The sequence below is a fragment of the Paenibacillus plantarum genome, assembly GCF_013141695.1.
GTDB classification, from domain to species: Bacteria; Bacillota; Bacilli; order Paenibacillales; family NBRC-103111; genus Paenibacillus_E; species Paenibacillus_E plantarum.
Window position 1 is genome coordinate 56,817 of the sequence record NZ_WHNY01000092.1, and the last position, 20,276, is coordinate 77,092.

General features: G+C 46.6%; 14 protein-coding genes. 3 read left to right on the plus strand and 11 right to left on the minus strand.

What is annotated here, in order from left to right; genetic code table 11:
- Window positions 1-7: 7 nt before the first annotated feature.
- From GC096_RS36390 to GC096_RS36405, 4 genes are all read right to left on the minus strand, one after another.
- The gene (locus tag GC096_RS36390) at window positions 8-1,090 is read right to left on the minus strand and encodes a Gfo/Idh/MocA family protein (RefSeq protein ID WP_171637851.1); all 1,083 of its coding nucleotides are present in this window, start codon (window positions 1,088-1,090) and stop codon (window positions 8-10) included.
- Between the two features lie 444 nt (window positions 1,091-1,534).
- Entirely contained in the window at window positions 1,535-2,251 is a 717-nt protein-coding gene (locus GC096_RS36395) for a response regulator transcription factor (protein WP_171637853.1), read from the minus strand.
- Window positions 2,252-2,371: 120 nt separating this feature from the next.
- Window positions 2,372-4,168, minus strand: a complete 1,797-nt coding sequence (gene pnpS / locus GC096_RS36400; protein WP_171637855.1) for a two-component system histidine kinase PnpS — start codon at window positions 4,166-4,168, stop codon at window positions 2,372-2,374.
- A gap of 147 nt (window positions 4,169-4,315) precedes the next feature.
- Window positions 4,316-5,866, minus strand: a complete 1,551-nt coding sequence (locus GC096_RS36405; protein ID WP_171637857.1) for a fumarate hydratase — start codon at window positions 5,864-5,866, stop codon at window positions 4,316-4,318.
- 116 nt (window positions 5,867-5,982) lie between these two features.
- Here GC096_RS36405 and GC096_RS36410 point away from each other — a divergent pair, with 116 nt between their 5' ends.
- Entirely contained in the window at window positions 5,983-7,137 is a 1,155-nt protein-coding gene (locus tag GC096_RS36410; RefSeq protein WP_171637858.1) for a polysaccharide deacetylase family protein, read from the plus strand.
- Between the two features lie 478 nt (window positions 7,138-7,615).
- Here GC096_RS36410 and GC096_RS39435 read toward each other — a convergent pair whose 3' ends face one another.
- The 4 genes from GC096_RS39435 to GC096_RS36430 are packed head-to-tail and all read right to left on the minus strand — an operon-like array spanning window position 7,616 to window position 13,191.
- A complete protein-coding gene (locus GC096_RS39435) occupies window positions 7,616-9,727 on the minus strand; it encodes a 3-keto-alpha-glucoside-1,2-lyase-like domain-containing protein (protein ID WP_171637860.1) in 2,112 nt (703 codons plus the stop codon).
- A 45-nt stretch (window positions 9,728-9,772) separates the two neighbouring features.
- Window positions 9,773-10,645: a carbohydrate ABC transporter permease gene (locus GC096_RS36420; RefSeq protein WP_171637862.1), complete on the minus strand. Its 873-nt coding sequence runs from the start codon at window positions 10,643-10,645 to the stop codon at window positions 9,773-9,775.
- Window positions 10,642-12,234 carry an extracellular solute-binding protein gene (locus GC096_RS36425; RefSeq protein WP_171637863.1) on the minus strand — a complete coding sequence of 531 codons (1,593 nt, stop codon included), beginning with the start codon at window positions 12,232-12,234 and terminating at the stop codon, window positions 10,642-10,644. Before GC096_RS36425 ends, GC096_RS36420 begins: the two co-directional genes overlap by 4 nt.
- A 30-nt stretch (window positions 12,235-12,264) precedes the next feature.
- Window positions 12,265-13,191 (minus strand): ABC transporter permease, encoded by a 927-nt coding sequence (locus tag GC096_RS36430; RefSeq protein ID WP_171637865.1) that lies wholly within the window; start codon window positions 13,189-13,191, stop codon window positions 12,265-12,267.
- A 277-nt stretch (window positions 13,192-13,468) separates the two neighbouring features.
- On the opposite strand from GC096_RS36430, the gene GC096_RS36435 reads away from it, so the two are divergent.
- Both GC096_RS36435 and yfbR read left to right on the plus strand, forming a co-directional pair.
- Entirely contained in the window at window positions 13,469-15,778 is a 2,310-nt protein-coding gene (locus GC096_RS36435; protein WP_171637867.1) for a helix-turn-helix domain-containing protein, read from the plus strand.
- A gap of 153 nt (window positions 15,779-15,931) precedes the next feature.
- Window positions 15,932-16,528 carry a 5'-deoxynucleotidase gene (gene yfbR / locus GC096_RS36440; RefSeq protein ID WP_171637869.1) on the plus strand — a complete coding sequence of 199 codons (597 nt, stop codon included), beginning with the start codon at window positions 15,932-15,934 and terminating at the stop codon, window positions 16,526-16,528.
- 303 nt (window positions 16,529-16,831) lie between these two features.
- Here yfbR and GC096_RS36445 read toward each other — a convergent pair whose 3' ends face one another.
- The 3 genes from GC096_RS36445 to mdh form a co-directional block, all read right to left on the minus strand.
- Window positions 16,832-17,272, minus strand: coding sequence for a hypothetical protein (locus tag GC096_RS36445; RefSeq protein WP_171637871.1), 441 nt, complete (start codon window positions 17,270-17,272; stop codon window positions 16,832-16,834).
- A 263-nt stretch (window positions 17,273-17,535) separates the two neighbouring features.
- Window positions 17,536-19,110, minus strand: coding sequence for a DNA-binding protein (locus tag GC096_RS36450; protein ID WP_171637873.1), 1,575 nt, complete (start codon window positions 19,108-19,110; stop codon window positions 17,536-17,538).
- 175 nt (window positions 19,111-19,285) lie between these two features.
- Window positions 19,286-20,227, minus strand: a complete 942-nt coding sequence (mdh, locus tag GC096_RS36455; RefSeq protein WP_171637875.1) for a malate dehydrogenase — start codon at window positions 20,225-20,227, stop codon at window positions 19,286-19,288.
- Between the last annotated feature and the right edge of the window lie 49 nt (window positions 20,228-20,276).

Here is a 20,276-nt window from a genome sequence, read left to right on the forward strand (position 1 = left end):
AATCACACTAGTCGAAATACACAGCTTTACCTGTTTTCGCAGACTCATAAATAGCTTCCAAAATCTCAGATACCACACAAGCTTGCTCTGGTGTAACAACGGGATCGGTGTCGTTCTCAATCGCTTGAATCCATAATCTCATTTCTAGATCTGAGGCAACTTCTGCTTTTCCATCATAAAAAGCAACTCCGCCCGCTTGCAATTCCACTTCTGTCGTGAACAAGCGACTGTGCTTCTCGCCGTTAATGCGAAGGCCGCCTTTCATATCAGCGCCGCCTTCTGTTCCAGAAAGTGTACATTTCGCTTCATCGACTTCAAGCGTATTCAATGCCCAGCTCGATTCAAGAATAATCGTTGCACCATTTTTCATCGTAATCATGCCAAAAGCGGAATCCTCCACCGTAAACTTAGCCGGATCCCAAGGGCCCCATGCATTCGCCGCGTTCTCACGCCCAGATAGTTTGTGATAGGAAGTCCCCAAAACAACCGCTGGCTCATAGTTATTCATCATCCACAACGTCAAATCCAAGGCATGCGTTCCGATATCGATCAACGGGCCTCCGCCTTGTTTCTCTTCATCGAGGAATACGCCCCATGTAGGTACCGCGCGGCGACGAATCGCATGTGCCTTCGCGAAATAAATCTCGCCAAGCTCGCCTTCAGAACAAATCTTATATAAATGTTGGCTATCGCCACGGAAGCGATTGTTGTAGCCAACTGTTAGCTTTTTGCCAGTACGTTTAGCTGCTTCCACCATACGTCTTGCATCAACAGCTGTTTTCGCCATAGGCTTCTCTGACATAACGTGCTTGCCAGCTTCCAATGCAGCAATCGTAATTTCCGCGTGGGAATCATTTGGCGTACACACATGTACGATATCGATGGAGCTATCTTTCAACACCTCGCGATAATCTTCATACACGCGAGCTTCTCCCTTACCATACTTCGCAGCAGCTTCCTGCGCTTTCTCCGAAATGATATCGCAGAATGCTACCATTTCTACATTGTCCAATTTGCTTAGACTAGGCATGTGTTTGCCATTGGCAATCCCTCCACACCCAATAATCGCGATCCGATACGTCGTTGACATGATGTTCCTCCTCTATAATGATCCTGCACATTCTTATAATGACAGTACTCGTATGTATACACTAATTATACCCAATACCCCCGTTAATAAAATTCCCGATTTTGCGAATATTGTATGCAATTGTGTTATCTCATTACATGAAACACGATATCCCAGCCCACACACAGCACTTAACTGGAAAAAATACAGCTATTTCGAAGAGAAATCCTCGAAAAAGTGATTTAGATGGAAAACATGTAGGTAAATCTCGACATTTTGTTCATATCAGCATAATAAGCCAAAATTACCTGTATGAAATCCATTTATTCCTCATTTCAGCCGGATTCATCAAGAATTAACTGTATAAAACCCATCTACTGCTTTAGGTGGCGTGACTTGGCGTACTCCCATCCCTACCTGAACAGAAAAAAAGCACGGCCACTGACTAATCAGCATCCATGCTACTTACTTTTTAATCATCGTGGCTACAAGCTTGTACCCCACGCCGCGAATCGAATCAATCTGAACCGATTGCTGATTCATTTCCAGCTTCTTGCGCAGAGAGCTCACATGCACATCAACCGTACGCTGGCCCCCGATATAGTCGAAGCCCCACACGATATTCATGAGATCATCTCGCGTAACAACAACACCTGGCCGCTGAACCAGATACAACAGAACCTCAAACTCCTTCGGACGGAGCGGAATCGACTCGCCATTAAGCACAACTTCATATTTCTCTGGATAAATACGAAGCTCACCCGCCTGAATCACTTTCTCATTCGATTTGGCGATATCCGCAGCCACTTCATCCGATTGTGTACGTCGCAAGACAGCAGCCACACGCGCAAGCAGCTCAGCCACACCAAATGGCTTTGTGATATAATCATCAGCCCCATGCTTCAAACCCTGCACGACTTCATCTTCTGCATTGCGAGCCGTCAGGATAATGACAGGCGTTCGATTTCCTTTTTGCCTAAGCTTGGCCAATACCTCAAAACCACTAAGTCCAGGCAGCATAATGTCCAAAATAATCAAATCATACGACTGCTGAAGCGCCTCCTGCAGGCCATCTCCACCATGATCAATCACCTTCGTATCATAGCCTTCCTGCGAAAGATTATAAGATAACAACCGAGCCAATGTCGGCTCATCTTCAATTACTAGTATCTTTTGTGCCATGGGATCCCCCGCATTTACAGTTTATTAACATTGCACAACCCCAGTGTATCACACAAATGTAAAGGCATTGTAAAGCCTTCGTCATCGCGGTGTAAATCCGCAACTTATTATTGACCTATTTTAATGAATTACAGGCAATTCAATAATAAATTTGGTGCCTACACCTACTTCACTTTCAACGCGAATCGTTCCTTTGTGCATTTCCACTAGATGCTTAACGATAGATAACCCCAATCCGGTACCGCCTGAGCTTCGGGATCGCGCTTTATCCACCCGATAAAACCGTTCAAATATACGCGGCAAATCCTTCTTCGGTATCCCCATCCCTGTATCCGAAACAATGATTCGCAGTCGCTCATAATCCCCGTCAGCATTGGTTTCCAGTGGTTCTACACGAAGTTTAACTTTCCCGCCATCTTGTGTATAGGCAATGCCATTGGACAGCAAATTGATAATGATTTGTCGCAACCGATCCTCATCCGCTTCAATATACATATCATCTTCAACCGTCATGCTGAGCTCGATATGCTTCTTCTCGGCTTCTTTCCGCAATACGCTAAGCGATCTATCTACAAATTCAGGTAAATAAACAGGAGAGAAATTCATCGGAATCCGCTTCGATTCAATCTTCGAAAGCTCCAGAATATCCCCAATCAATCGGTTCAACCGTTCACTCTCATCAAAAATGATTTGCAGAAACGATACCGCCGTTTCCTTATCGTTCAACGCTCCTGCCAGCAGCGTCTCTGCAAAGCCTTTCACTGCCGCAATCGGCGTTTTCAGCTCATGGGAGACATTCGCCACGAATTCACTGCGCATTCGCTCTAATCGGCGAACTGCCGTGATATCGTGGAGCACGATTAGTACGCCTGACCATTCTTCATCCTCATGTGCGATAGGACTCAAATGAATATCCAGAATACGCTCAGCTGGGTAATAGAACATCATCTCGTCCGAAATCGGTTCCTGAAGCTCAATGCACTCTTGAATCATCTTGGTAAAATCATATTGCTGCTTCGCTTCATTATATTTCTTCCCTAAAAGCTCTTGAGAAGAGAAGCCCAAAATAGCTTCTGCCGAAGGATTGAGCAGCATAATCCGCTCTTCACGGTCAATCATCATGATCCCACTCATCATATTTTCCATGACGCCTTGCAGTCTGCGTTCATTCTCTTGGATACGCGCCATTTGCCCTTGTAGGCTTTCGGACATTCGATTAATCGCTTGCCCTAGCTGCCCCACCTCATCATTCCGATAAGAAGGAACACGGGATTCATAATTCAAATTCGTGATTTGCTGCGCTACTTTCGTCATTCGCTCGATCGGTCGTGTAATCCCTTTGGCAATGCGATAGCTGACAATGCCCGCAATGACGAAGAGGATCGCTAGTCCTGAAATAAGGAAATACCAGAGACTGCGGATGGAATTATCTACTTGGGCTAAGCTCAATGAAATGCGTAAATACCCCGTTGTCACTTTGGCTTCATTTTTTACCGGAATAGCCGCATACAGCATGTTCTCCTTTAGCGTGTCACTATACCGTGTCATATATCCAATTCCATCCTTCGCGGCTGCCGCGATTTCCGGTCTTGTTAAATGATTGTCCATCTGCTCTGGCAGTTGGTCAGAGTCACCGAGAACTTTGCCGTCAGCACGTACATACGTCAATCGCTCCGTTGTTGCGTCTTTGAGCCGATGGGCCTGCGCCGTATAATACTTAATCAACTCAGCGTCCGTTCCCTGATAATCCCATACACCACTAGAAGCAATCACATGAAGCTCTCGCTCCATATTTTCTTTTAATGAATTCACATGCGAACTCTCGAGAACCTTTGCCATGAAAATACCGGCAATTAACATCGAGCATCCGATTAATAAGATTAAAATCAGGGTTAATTTTGCACGAAATTTCGTCATGGATGCATGAACCTCCAACAGGGTTGTGTGCCGATGTAGTCTATAACATATAGAAAAAGGGCTACTCTAAATAGTAACCCTAATTTCTACAGCTAATCCAGTATTTTTTTTGTAAAGGTCAAAGTAACACGAATCACAAGGAATTACTTATTTGAATACGGGCTCTTTCAGTGCTGCCAGTTTTTCTAGCGAGTTCTTCTCTACATCTGCATGTAGACTGTTGCCGTGTGAATCCATCGTCACGATCGCAGCGAAGCCTTCTGTTTCTAAGTGCCACATCGCTTCTGGAATACCGAATTCCATGTAATCAACGCCTTCAACCTTTTTGAAACATTGTGCGTAGTACTGTGCAGCACCACCGATGGCATTCAAGTATACACCGCCGTGATCTTTCAACGCCGCTAGCGTTTTCGGCCCCATGCCGCCTTTACCAATTACCGCGCGAATACCGAACTTTTTAATAATATCGCCTTGGTAAGGCTCCTCACGAATACTCGTTGTCGGCCCAGCCGCCTTCACATGCCACTCACCCGCATCATCCTTGGCCATAACCGGACCGCAGTGATAAATAGCTGCGCCATTCAGATCGATTGGTGCATCGTGATCCATCAAATATTTGTGCAGAGCATCGCGTCCAGTGTGCATCGTCCCGTTAATAACAACGACGTCACCGACCTTCAAGCTGCGAATTTGCTCTTCCGAAATCGGAGTCGTCAACACGATCTCGCGACGCTCTTCTTGTGGTGTATTTTTAGCTTCCTCAAGACTTGCTTCGAAAGCCTCTTTGAAAGACACTTCTTCACCTCTCGGATAAGACCAGCCATTGATTTCGCCTGTTTCAGCATTGAGAATCACGCCTTGGCGACGGAACGCCCAACAGTTATACGCCACAGATACGAAGAAGCTAGCTGGCAAACGGTTCATCACGCCCACTTTACAACCAAGTAAAGTGACTTGACCGCCGAAGCCCATCGTACCAATCCCAAGTGTGTTCGCATGCTCCATTACGTACTCTTCGACCTTACGAAGGTCTGGATGTGGGTTTACATCATCAACATGACGGAATAATTGATGCTTCGCCAGCTCGTAACCGCTTGTCCGATCGCCGCCGATGCCAACACCGATAAAGCCTGCGCTGCAACCTTGACCTTGTGCTTGATACACCGCGTGCATAACGCACTTGCGAATCCCGTCGAGGTCACGACCTGCTTTGCCTACACCTTCCAGATCAGCTGGGAGGCTATATTGAATATTTTTGTTCTCGCAGCCACCGCCTTTGAGAATGAGCTTCACTTCTACATCGCCCTGTTCCCATTGCTCAAAATGAATAACTGGTGTTCCTGGTCCGAGGTTATCCCCGCTATTAGCACCCGTAAGCGAATCTACGGAATTCGTCCGAAGTTTGGAAGCTTTCGTTGCGTTCGCAACAGCTTCTAGGATATGTTTCTTCATCACAATTTGGTTTGCCCCAACTGGACAGTGTATAATAAACGTTGGCATTCCTGTATCCTGACAAATCGGGGATACATTCGTTTCCGCCATATGAATGTTATCAGCAATTCGGGATAGCGACAACGCGGAACGCGTGCCATTGTCCTCTTTAATTTGTGCAGCCTGTACCGCACGACGAACATCACCAGGAAGATTCGTGGATGTTTCTACAATTAAATCATACACACTTTGATAAAAATGTTGCATAACGCTTTCTAGCTCCTCTCAATTACCCGCATAATCGTAAAGAATATAAACCATTATACCATACCTCATAGGATCAGTTCGACGTTCTTGTGAGCAAAACAAGGAGATTCGCTGACATGTATAAAAGGATTGCGATTTCGATTCTCGTTAGTCTTCTGGGGCTTACGCTTTTGCTAACCCCCTTGCAGGCTGAACGGTCCGAGACCATTTACTACCAAGATCAGGTTGCCGTTCTGATGTATCATCACATCCATGATACTGACACGAGCTCAAGCACAATCACAAGTGCCCTATTTCAGAATCAGTTAACAACTCTGCTCAGCAAAGGCTATCATTTTATTTCATTAGATGAGTTTAAAATGTACTTGGCAGGCGCAACGGTTCCATCGAACGCGGTGCTGGTTACTTTTGATGATGGGTATCAAAGCTTTTTTACAGGGGCTTATCCGATTCTCAAAAGCTTGCGCATACCCGCTGTCAACTTCGTCATCACAACGGATTTGGCCAACCCCTTGGCCTCCTATATTCCGTCGATGTCCAAGGAGCAAATCAGCGAAATGACGCATATGACGAATTTCATCGACATCGGTTGCCACACGGACAACCTTCACCACAAGCTCCCGAGTGGAGAAGCCGCGCTTGTAGGCAGGCTTGATGGGGAGAACGCGGATGCTTACCAGCAGCGCGTGTTCTCGGATGCGGGGGCCTGCATCGGCAAGCTTGCACCGCTCACGGATAACAAGCCGCTCGACGTGATGGCGTACCCGTACGGCATCACGTCGCCTGCGGCGACGGAGCAAGTGAAGAAGGCGGGCATCCGCTACGCCTTCACGATCTCGCCCGAGATGGCGACGCGCAGCGCCGATCACATGTTGATCCCGCGGATCAACGCGGGCAGCCCGAACATCACGCCGGAGCTGCTGCTGCGCTCGATCCAGCGCCGGGTTACGGCGCAGCCGGGCAGCGCGCCGCTGCGCCTGGACGCCGCCGTTGCCGCCGCGCAGCTCGGCGGCAGCGCTGTGTTGGATGGCGGAGAGCTGCGCCTCCGCCTCGGGCAACAGGCATTCACCCTGCAGGTGAATGCCAAGACCGCGACGCGCGGCGACGGCGCGCGCGTCCGACTGCGGGAGCCCGTGCTGCGCGAGCACGGGCAGGTCACGATCGCGCTTGACGATCTGCAAGCGCTGATCGGGCAATCGCTCGTCTACACCCCGGCCACCGGTAAGGTGGCTGGGCGGGTGGCTGGGCGGGTGGCGCCGAGCGTGAAGTAGAGCTGAAGGTTCAACACGATTTTCCGTGTTGAACCTTTTTGCTTTCGCCGCTCCCTCAACATGAGTTACTCGAACTTTTCGCCTAACTTGACTCGTCTCACCACTAGCTCACCCAATGTCCTCGCTCTCCCACTCAACTTACTCGAATTGCCTCATTACACACCCATTAGTCCTAAATCATCAAACTAAACACTCCTACCGCGTCTCCCATCCATGATTAGTCCTAAATCACCCAACTAAATCGACCATAATAACCCCAACCTTAGAGAAACGGGGATTTAGTTCGGCAGAATCGAACTACTCGCCCTTTTTCGAGAAGAGTACTCGAATTAGTTATGAAATATCGGACTACATCAGATTCTAGCTAAAGGCTCCTACCATTTGTCCCCACCATTGCCCTTACTCTTACTTTCGCCCACGCCCCCCAAAACGAAAAAGCCGCCAGCCCAATAACTGAGCCAGCGGCATACTCTCTTCCTTACTGCACAACCACATCATCAAACTTCGCATTCGCACGATGCGCATTCAACCCAATTTCCCCAGCAGTTAAGCTCGTATCCGTAGCTGACAGTTCTAAACTCCCATTCACCCAGTACTCCAGATTTCCGCCATTAACGACTGCCTTCATCGTATGCCAGTTGCCCGTTGTGAAAGCATAGTTTTTAGAGGCTAATGCCGTGAACACGCCGCCGACCTTCTTCTGAATCTTCAGCTGTCCGGTCAGCTTGTAGTACTGGAAGCTGTAGTAGTTATTTGCATCCGAATACCGTGCATCCAACCCGACGCCTGCATAGCCGCCACTATCAAACCCATCCACTTTGACCTTGGCGCTAAGCGTATAATTCGTCCAAGCTGTGTTCCCCTTGAGCGCATGTGTATCCGAAGCTGCCGAATTGCTTTGTTGATACACTTTGGACCCATCTGTGACAACAGCCCATGTTCCGCCTGTCGTCGTCCAGCCGCTTGCCGAGCCGGTTTCAAAATTCTCACTCAACACCGGTGTAGGCGGTGGAGTCGTCGTCGTCGTTTTGGCCAGCTTAATCACATCGAAATACAATTGATAACCTGTGCTTGCTGCATTTTTACCCGTTACCGTGTACTTGAAGGTGTGATTGCCAGCCGTAGCAAAAGTGACTGTGCCCATCGATGTTTTCTTATAGCCCAAACCATTCTGAGGATGAGCCGGAGCCGCCTCGAATAGTGAAACTGTACTTCCTTGATTAGCACCATCAATGGCGAGTTGGAAATCACCAGCTACTGGTCCTGTCGCATTATAGCTATACAATTCGTACGTACCGGCCGTTGGCACATTGACGTTCAATTGCACATAATCGCCAACTGCGGTCGAGGTCATGCGCATCCCAAACCCATAATTCACCGAATACGGCACGGTATAATCCGAATAAAAGCCGATGCCTGCCGTATGTGTCTGATAAGGCCATTGATAGGAGATGACGTACGTTAGTGGCTTCGGTGCGGGTGTTCCTGTAAAGTTCCAGTCCCATCCATAATTGTTATCTGGCACAGATTCCGTTGGATACGTCGGATCGATCACCGTCCGAGTCGTCGACGTATTCGTCACCGTAAGCGGTGCTGAACGTCTTCGCGTCAACTCCAGATAAATCGCATTACTGCCGATAATATACGGGCTAAAGGTATCCATATCCAATGCTGACGCATAGTAGAACCAGGTTAAATCCGTATTCGTGTACAGCGGCGTCCAATCTTGCAGGGTCAAGCTTGTCGCTGAAGCAATCGTATTGTTATACATCATGAGATATTTGCCAATAACAGAGCTATAGAAGACATACCCGTTCGAGCCATTTGCCAAATCTGAAGCGTTCCCGCCTCTGCCTGGCTCGGTCCATGTACCATAATAGAAGTTCTTCCATGCATTAGGATCACCTAATTGACTGATCGGGGCACGAGCTACGCGTTCACTTTTAAACATCCCCGTCGCAAATGCATTGGATCTAAGATCCGCCCACGCATGTGCATAGAAAATGTACGCATAGCCACCAGCTTCATCTACGTAGAAATTATGGTCACCAGCACCGAAATCATAGTAATTCCCTGTGTAATCCACATAGCCATGAATATCTGAATTGTCACTTGTCACGACATCGCCGACTTTCGTTACGGTCGCCAAATTATCAGTCGATTTATACATTTTGATCTTTCTGTAATGATGTGCGGCCACGCTGCCTAGAAAATAATCGTATTCCATATGCGCCGTCACATAGAACGTACTAGTCGCATTGTCATAATACAACCCGACCACCCAGTCAGCCGCATCCATGCCAGTCACGGTATTTTCCGTTGCAGTCTCAAGCCCCGCATAGGTTGTAGCCTTTCTCATTTTGAACGCATTCCCTCTACCCCACACCGAATACAGATAGCCATTGGCCGTGGCGAAGCCCGGTCTCGCATCTCCGCCACCCCATGTCATGGTGGTCAAAGCGCCCATTGTTGTTTTATAAGGTGTGTTCGCCGTGGCTGCCTCTACCTGATTCCCCTCGAATGTAAACAAGCTCACCACTAAACCTAATGCAATCATCAAGGCAACGAAACCAACCATTCTTTTCCTCACGTTACATCCCTCCTTCAATTTCAATTTTTGATAATTAGTCAATCATCATCCCTTCACTGCTCCTAAAGATAACCCTTTCACGAAATAGCGCTGTAAAAAGGGGTACAACACAACGATCGGTGCTGAGGCCAGCACGACAGTTGCCATCTGCGTAGAAATCGGCATGGGGAGCGCCTCACCAGCACTAAGCTGCGAGTAAATATCACTCTGACCGATGAGCACGACCTGCCTCAGTAAGATTTGTAACGGCCACAGCGACGATTTGTTCAAATATAGAATCGCTGAGAAATATTGATTCCAGTTGCTCACCGCGTAAAATAACGTAAACGTGGCGAGCGATGGAACGGATAGCGGCAGCACAATTTTGAAAAAGATCCCCAAATCATTACAACCGTCAATGGTAGCTGACTCAATGATACTTTCATGAATCGATTCAAAAAATTCTCTCATCACCAATAAATTAAAGGCCGAAACGGCTGTTGGGATAACGAGCGCCCATAACGTATTCATCAATCCTGTTGCTTTGACAATCAGATAGGTTGGAATCATCCCTCCGCTGAAAAGCATCGAGAACAGCACCATAAAGAGGAGCATACGTCTTCCACTAAAGCGCTGTCTGGAACAGACATAGGCCAATAAAGAAGTGACCGCCAGGTTAACAATTGTACCTACCACGGTAATCCACACCGTATTACGGAGGGACGTGAAGAACACGCCCGTGTTAAAGATGTAGTGGTAGGCTTTCCAGTCCAACTGCTTCGGCCAAAGGATAAAATTGCCTGAAACTATATCCGTTAAAGAGGCAAACGACATCGCGACAACGTTTACTATCGGCATCAGACACAAGAGCGTCAGCAGGGTCAAAATTACGATGACCGCCCAGTCCATCAGCCGATTGGTCAGATGGGACGTTCTCATTTTCTTGCTTTCCAAGCGTCATTCATTTCGGTTAATGCATCTTTACCGCCTCTTGCTTTCCAATCTTCGAACAGTTGATCCAAGTAATCAACAGGCTTCTCACCTACGATGATTTTCACGATACCGTCAACGGAATTTTTATAGAGCTCTGCGCCTTTTTCCGCATAGGTTTTGGAGTATAGACCTACATCCTGTGACGAGTACGCTTTACCCTGCATCGCTTTCGTGAAGGAATCTTGTTTCAACTTTGTTGTCTCTGGCGTATCTGCGGAACTAAGAATCCATTCGCCTTCATTGGCATGATTCGTCAGTTGATATTTGTTTGGTCCTTCCGTTTTACCTAGATCAGTAACAACCTTCTGGCCATTTTCTGTTTTAAAATGAACCCCATCAACGCCCCATTTGAAGAAATTGGCCCCATCATCACCAATCTGATCGTCCAAGATTTTCAGCATTTTCTCCAGCTTGCCCGTATCTTTCAACAGATCTTTGCTGAGTGAAAATACACCGAAGAAGCCAGCGCCTTTGACATATCCACCTTCGGAACCATCTGGACCTTTCAGTGGTGGAATCGCAATGAGGTCAAATTTGGGATCTGCTGCTCTCGCTTTCGCCAATCGCTCAGGTGTAAAGCCTGTATACCCCCAGTTGGATACCACGCCCGCTTTGCCCAGCAAGAAATCATCCTCAACCTGTTGATCCTTCTTAATCGCGAAATCCTTCGCAATGATGCCATCTTTATATAACTTCGCTAAATAGCCGATCGCTGTCTTGTTATTTGGTGCAAATTCACCTGGCACAATTCCGCCTTTGCCATCCTCAACCCAGCCTACGCTTGGGCCTGCTTTCATACTCGCCATGAGCCCAACGAATGGATAAGCACCGTTAACGCCTGCTCCGCTATTTACACCTGCTGCTAAACCGTAGGTATCTTCCTTGCCATTGCCATCTGGATCTTTCTCTTTAAAAGCCTTCATCACATCGTAAAGCTCATCGTACGTAGTTGGCACTTTCAAATTCAATTTATCGAGCCAGTCCTTACGCATGACCAATGTAGCTCCTGGAATCCCACGTAAGCGAGGAATGCCGTAGATGTGGCCTTTATATTTGAGCGTATCCATGACATCTTTCGGCAGCTTCGCTAAATTCGGATATTTCGTTGCATCTGCGAGGTAAGATTCCAATGGAAGGAATTGATCGCTGCCAATCGCATTGAAATACACAGCATCCAAATATGGAAATAGAACGGTATCCGGAACATCGCCCGATGCTAATGTAACGCCCATCTTATTGTTGTACTCACCGGAAGCTACAGGTAAATAATCGAACTCGATATTATAACGGTCTTCGATGGCTTTCTTGCCCGTACTCGTATCTGGCGGCGCTGCACCGTACAAAATATTCATCGCACGAATTTTATATTTTTTCTCTACTTTAGGTGTTGCCGAAGCCTGCTGTGTGGATGTTGCCGGTGTGCTCGTGCTCGCACTTGTTTGTTCTTTATCTGTCCCGCTGCTGCATGCTGCGAGTAAAGACCCCATCATCATTACGGTTGTTCCCACGGTAATCACATTACGTAATTGTTTCATTCTGAAACCAGCCCTTCGCCTTTTATTTGTCTAGTACACGCCTTTTTCACCGAAAGTTCGAGCAATTTTGTTGGCTCCAACGATCAAGATCATGCCGACGATCCCTTTTAATAGTCCCACTGCGGTTGTAAAACTGAAATTCCCATTCACGACCCCCATACGATAAACGTAGGTATCGAGCACTTCCCCGACCTCCGAAACGGTCGAATTCAGCATTAAGTACACTTGTTCAAAACCAACATCGAGCACAGTGCCCAGTCGGAGAATAAATAAGATGATGATGGTGGAGCGAATCCCCGGCAAGGTCACGTGGACAATTTGTCTAAGCCTGCCTGCGCCATCGATTTTAGCTGCCTCATAGAGCTCCGGATCAATTCCCGTTAATGCGGCCAAGTAAATAATCGTTCCCCAACCGGATTCCTTCCAAATAACCTGCAGGACAAGCATACCTCGAAAGTTATCTTCATTGGAAAGTATATTGATCGGCTGCATGCCCCAGCTTGCAAGGAGGTGATTCACTTGCCCATCGCTTTGAAATAATAAATAGAAGATACCTGCCACAACAACCCATGATAAAAAATGCGGCAAATACAGCAACGTTTGTACGATCTTTTTGAAAAATTCAAATTTAAGCTCATTTAATAGAATGGCTATTACGATCGGAACTGTGAAAGCGAATACAATTTGGTAAAAACTAATGATCACCGTGTTCATAAAATAGCGACCAATTTCCGGTGAATCAAAAATTCGTTGAAAATTGTCCAGTCCCACCCAATCACTCTTGAGGAACCCTTTAGACGGGATGTACTTCTTAAAGGCAATCACGATCCCTAGCATCGGGATATACTTATAGAGTAAGAAATAAACGATACCAGGTAAAGCCATTAACCATAAATATCTTTCCTTAATAAGCCGATGCCACCCTGTGTGCTGGCGTACTTTCTTATGTGCCTCCATGCCCGTTCCCTTGCTCCTCTCCTATTTTCATTTGGCCCTCACCTCCTTGGGCCTAATATTACGCAGGACCCCATTCGAGGACAATCAACTATTTTTACGCAAAAAAAGCATATGAAAAAAGGCCAATTCGGCTGGAATTAGCACTTGATAAACTTTTTTTGCACGGCGAAGCCTGTCCCTGTAAAAAGAGTGTACCCCCAATTTCCCTAGAGACGTATCCGGATATGATATACTATTTTCACACTATGCGAATCGTTTAATGACAAGGAGATTGGATATGCAAACTCAATCATGGCGCCGACTTAAGCAATTCCTATCCATGAAAAGGCCGGGCTGGAAATTAAAAAATCGACTGCTCATTTCACTCATTCTTTTGTCCAGTATTCCAATTGCCATTATGGCTCTATCTTCTTCCTTGATTAGTAATCGCATTATTAGTGATCAGACGGATCAGATGCATCAGGTTTTTCTAAATCAGGTTGAGAAAGAAATGAACAATCAATTCAAGAAGTTCGATGAACTCATGCTGCAATATACCTACGATAACTCGGCGCTCAGCCGCTTTACGCAAGAAGACTTAACTTACAAGAACTTTCAGTTGGTCAACGATTTGTACACGGTCTTAACCAATCTGCGCAGTGGGATGGAAAATGTCGTAGAAATTGATTTCTTCTCTACCACTTACAATAAAATTGCTACCTCCAGTGGCTTACTGCTTCAGCCTGATGAATTCCTTGATCCTATGGTAATCGAAAAATCCCATGCCTTAACCAAATATGGCAGCTGGATCGATACGCGAAATCATCTAAACACACGATTGGATCGACCGGTTATTACCTATATTAGACCGATAACGACGGCAGGCTCGAATGTGGTGAACAGTTTCTTTATCGTATATCTGGATGCTGCAACACTAAGCAGTCATTTGAAAGCGAATACGAATGATCCTGCGACTTATTTCGTGGTCAATTCTGTTGGAGATGCCGTCATGCACTCTGATCCCAAAAAGGTTGCCAGCCATATTGACTCAACAGGCTTTCTTTCCGAGTTGACCAATGGTAAAAACATGCCGAATTATCGTTTCACGATGACTATCGAAGGGAAGCCTTCATTAATTAACACCGTATATTCCGCTAATCGAGATTGGTATTATGTGTCCGTGCTCCCGACTGCTTTAGTAGCGAAAGAAACGAATCAACTGCGAAATATTTTATTCGGGGTCAGTATTGCCTTCATTTTATTAGCCATCATCATCGCTATCTTTACGTCCAAAAGCATTTACCAGCCTGTCCAGAAGCTTACGCAACGGGTATTTAAACAGCAAGATGCCACACAGGCCAAAGATGAAATTCATTTCATCACGGAACATATTCAAGACGTTGAGAAGCATAATGACATTTTGAAAAAAAACCTAGAGCAGTATCATGCCCATGTGGAGCAATACAGTCTCATGAGTCTCTTACTCGGCAATTCCAGCGTTACGACGCTGCAGCAGGACACTTTCCACCAGATGCCCATCTGCTTGTTCCTTTTGGAAACGGATTCGTCCTTCCTGCAGTCACAATACTCTAAGAATGATCAGTTTCTTCTCTATTACGCTATCGAAAACATTGTGAATGAAATTCTAAGTGCAAAAGGCATCACACGGATCATGATGATCCAGCCTGGCCTATTTGCTATCCTTCATCAACCTGATCAAGCGGGTTCGCATCAGTCGCGCCTATACGCGAATGAGCTTCTTCAGGCGGTTCGTACGTATTTGAAATTAAATTTTGTGATTTCAGCGGGTTATTCCGAGGCGGGATTACACGGTATTCACGAGGTATTCCTACAAGCAAAGCATGCACTGCGGTATAGCTTCTCCTTAGGTGCGAATCACGTCATCATTAGCGATGAGTTAGATCCCTCTGTTTCCGATCAGGCTGATGCCTTGGTAGAAGTGGAAAATCTTATTATGCAATCGCTGCTTGTTTCGAACTATGGAGAGGCCCAAGATCTGTTTACTCAGATCATTCAACAGTTAAAAGATGACAGCTCGTTGACGTCAGATGTCCTGAAAACCTACTGCTCACAACTTCTAGGAGCGATGATTCATACGGTTGGGAAGGATTATCATACGGATACGGAAACTGTGAATATGAAGCATCTGACAATGGAATTGGAGCGTCAGCGTAACTTGCAAGAAATCGAAGCTTTTTTCCACAAGCAATTTTTCGATAAATTAATCGTTTCACAGCCAGAGAAAACCTCCTTTGAACGCCAGCAGATTGAAGAGGTTGTCGCCTATATTCGTGCCCACTATGATCAGGATATTTCGCTGCAATTGTGCGCCGATCTTGTAGGTCTCAGCAGTTCACAGCTAAGCCGTTCCTTCAAAAAAATGATGGGCATCAATTTCGTTGACTACGTCATTCAATATCGAGTCGGAATTGCCAAGGAGCTGCTTGGCGATCCGAAGAATTCCATCCAAGCGGTTACGGATAAGCTGCGCTATACATCGGTCAATAGCTTTAACCGCATTTTCAAGAAAATTACCGGCACGACGCCTGGCAGTTATCGGAAAGATTCGCAGGAGCTGCGCCTGTAGGGAATAGGTTCCGTGCCCTCCCCTTGTCGCAGCTCCATCCATTCATACCCCCACCTCTCCCACCCGACTTGTTGACTTCAAATAGGCGAAGTGATATACCTGTTAGGTACCATAAATTGCGGAATGTATGCAGTCCGTCTTCAGGAGGAACTTATGAATCATCATTTTTTTGCTTACTTATATCGTCTCAAATATATCGACCGCTGGAGCCTCATGTGGAACATGCGCCGCGAGAACGTAGCCGAGCATTCCTTCTACGTAGCTTCGATTGCCCACATGCTGTGCACCATCTCCAACGAAGTCTATGGTGGGAATGTCCCGACCGACCGCGTCGTCTCCATCGCTTTGTTCCACGATGCCTCCGAGGTGCTGACGGGTGACATCCCGCAGCCAGTGAAACACAACAACGAGCAAATTCTGCGGAATTTCCGTGAGATCGAAGATGTCGCCGTAGAACGGCTGATCGGCACGATCCCACCAGCGCTCAGCAGCATTTATCGCGGCTTAATTCAAGATCCTGACCCCGAGCTATACCGCTGGGTGAAGGCAGCTGATCTGATTGAAGCCTATATCAAATGCTTAACAGAGCTCTCTACCGGCAACCGTGAGTTTGTCGTTGCCAAACAACAAGTGCTCGACAGTTTGAAGAAGATGAACATGCCGGAAGTCGATTACTTCTTGGAGCATATGAGCGCCTCCTTCGAGAAAACGCTGGATGAAATCACGTTGGATATCGCGGATCCTAGCTAATCTCAGCCTCAGATTTGAATAACTGGAAAACCTCCAGCTAAATTCTCAAAATCCAGCCTATAATCTGATTTAGATGGATTTCATGTAGCTAATTTGCCCATTACTCAGCGATTTTGCCGATGTGCGCGAAATTAGCAGTACAAAATCCATCTATATCAAGAAACTACTCAAAATCTGCTCAATTAGCTGGAGAAAATCCATCTATGCTGCAGATCCAGCAACTAGCTGGGCTTTGGCGTCCATCGAACATACACCAAAGAACCTCCTTTCCACTTGGAAAGGAGGTTCTTTACATCTCTAAGACTATGCCAAAATTTGAGGATTTGTCATAATCACAATTGCTAGGATAACCGCGATAGAACCGATCCAGCTGAATGTTTTAATTTTTGCAGCATCCGCCGCTGTACTTTTACCTGCTGCACTATTCGCTCTCAATTTCTTGATGCGACCACCGATCATTCCTGTAACTGCCCCCACAATGACAAGTAGAACGATAGCAAGTGTCATCCACAAACCTGAGAAACTACCTTCGCTAACCATTGCCCCTCCAGAGATGAAGGTAACGATCAAAGAAAACTGACCAATTCGGTTGATCGTAGCCAATAGTCCCATGAAGCTTTCTTGTCCTGCGCCGGATAAGCTAGCAGCTCGTCCTACAATGAAAGGGAACACAACATAAGATCCAAGCAATAAAGCACTAATTACGTGTAAAAACAGCATAACATGTTGCACTGATTCTGGCATTAAGTCGACCTCCGCAATTTTAATTAGAATCGTTCTCTTTTAGTATACAGAATCGGAATGAGGGTAACAAGAAAGCGATGTCAAAATTCCTACAAATTCACCATATCTCCATAAAACTGTGACTAAATAAGCAGAAAACAACTCCTAATCCCCCTGCGGAAGCCTCCGAACATGGACTTGAAAAGACTTCCGTTGTCCATTCATCCGAAGGCTTCCAACCAGGAAGCTGGCGTTGTTCTACCTTTTAGTTATATCTTACGGTCTTATGGCAGCGGCTCCGCTGCTACATTCGCAATCGTCACAGCTTCTGTGAACTTATTCGTCGTGTTCTGTCTAATGCGCATGCTCGCTGCGCCAGATGCGGTCGTATTGATTTGGATATTCACAATCTTCTCCGCGTGCCCGCTCGCATTCGCTGTCATCGAGAAGCTCGTGCTGTAGCCATACGCAGCTGGCCACGAGCCATCACTATTCTGTACCTTCGCCACTTGTGTACCAGAGCCGTTATAAATACCCAAATTATAGCCAGTTGTGGTCGAGTTCGCAGCTAACCCATTCATAATGATCTTCACTTGGAATACGTAATGGTTCGGAAGTTGAGCTTGATGAACGAAAGCATATGGGTCCGTTGTATTCGTAGAGGAAGCAACCCCATATGATCCTACTTTAAATGTCGTCGGATCATACCACTTATACCCTGCTGCTGGTGTTGCCCATGGCTCCGCTTGCGGCTCCGTCGTGTTAGCCGGCTGTTCCCATGTGAATAGCGTGGTCGCCGTGTCTAAAGTCAATCCGGGTACCTGCGTCAAACTCGTGTAGCTTTCTTTGGTAGCTAACCAATTGACCATATTGACGAGCAAAGTTGCATCATTCTGTTCCTGGAAGCCGGCATACGTCGTTTTCGTTCCGCCTGTTTCCTCTCGCTTATATTTCGGTGTTGCATCCTCAACAGGCGAGGAGTCACCGATGAAACCTGCTTTACCAGCGCTTACTTTGGAAACAGCCACATACGGTCCTTCCGCTACGCCACCACCATTGTATACGCCTTGATCCACAGCACTTGCCCATTTCGTCGTTGTAACAGGTAAGTATACAATACCTTTCGCTTTGTCAGGGTTGGTAATCGCTAAGGTAGAACCTGCGTGCATAGCCACCGTGGATACTCCGCTTGTAATTCCAAACCCTTGCGCACCCGTTACGATGTTATTAGCCGTAATATCGCCTAGTGCATTGTATCTAAATCGTACACCGAAGTTCGTGGATAACCAGTCTGAGCTGGCTACGCCTGACATCGCTGCCGAGGTTGCCTCTGCGGTAGTCATCCCTAAGGCAGGATTCGTCCACGCCCCTCGCCGATAGCCATTGAATACCTCGGAAGCATCCCAGCGGTTTTTATTCCGATCTGCATTGTAATGATCACCAATGAAGAAAATGCTCCCGCCTGCTTGCACGTACTGCAGCATAGCGCTTTGTTCCGTTGTTTTATATGGAATATTAGCTTCCCCAATAACGAATACATCATAAGCAGATAAGTCCGAAAGTGTAATTGCTGTACTTTTACGTAATTCCTTCACATAGTAACCGGCGTTTCCTAGCGCATTTGCGAAATCAGAAAAAGCCCCATCAATTACCCAATCTGCCGCTCCTGCGGTTTGACCATGGGTATTATCAAACAATACCTTTTTCCCATTGGGGGATGCTGGCGTAATCGATGGTGCTGGATCATTCGGTCCTTCAGCCCATGCTTGCGGTACGACACTTACAAATGTACTAAATATTGCCGCGCTAACCCACAATCTTCGTAAGCCTCTCTTGCTAAACCAACTTCTTCTCAACATCAATTCCCACCATCCTATGGAATAATTAACCAATGTAATTGGCTATACATATCGTATCACAGGCCATGCTCATGGGATAGATTCTGGAAATTAATTTACAAAAAGAACAAATTTTTGTGCATCCTCACAAAAAAAGGCCAGCCCCCTAAAACCTAGGAGACTGGCCTCTCATTTATTAACCTGCCACTACTTTGATGACATTACGTACGGATTCAGCTGTTTTGTCCAAAGCTGATCGCTCAGCGTCTGTCAATTCGATGTCCATAATTTTCTCGATGCCGTTAGCACCCAGAACTGTCAGAACACCCATGAACAGGTTGTTATAGCCGTACTCGCCTTCAAGCAGCGCGATTGTTGGAATGATTCGCTTCTTATCTTTCAGGATGGCTTCCGTCATCTGCACAAGTGAAGCCGCTGGTGCGTAGTATGCACTACCGTTACCAAGCAGGTTAACGATTTCGCCGCCGCCAGTACGTGTACGTTGAACGATGGCTTCGATGCGATCAGCTGATATCAGCTTCTCAATAGGCACCCCGCCAGCGTATGTGTAGCGCACGAGTGGTACCATGTCATCGCCATGTCCACCGATAACAACCCCCTTCACATCCTCAACGGATACGTTCAACTCTTGCGAGATAAACGTCAGATAACGGGCTGTATCAAGTACACCGGATTGACCGATAACGCGATTTTTCGGGAAACCTAGCGCCTGGTAAGCGACGTATGTCATCGCATCAACAGGGTTACTCAAAATGATCACGATGGAATCAGGAGCAACTTCCTTCACGTTCTCACAAACGGATTTCACGATACCCGCATTTGTGTTAACAAGATCGTCGCGGCTCATCCCTGGTTTTCGAGCGATCCCTGCTGTGATGATGACAATGTCAGAACCAGCTGCATCCGCATAATTGGAAGTACCTGTGATTTGAGCGTCAAAGCCTTGCACTGGACCCGCCTCAAGCATGTCAAGTGCTTTCCCCTTTGTAGGGTTTTCTAATTGCGGGATATCAAGTAGAACAACGTCACCAAGTTCTTTTTGAGCTAGCATTAGAGCAGTAGTAGCACCTGTGAAACCCGCGCCAACAACGGTAATTTTATTACGACGAATAGCCATTTAAAATGTACCTCCTCATAATCTTTTGTCTAACTCAACGATAGGCACG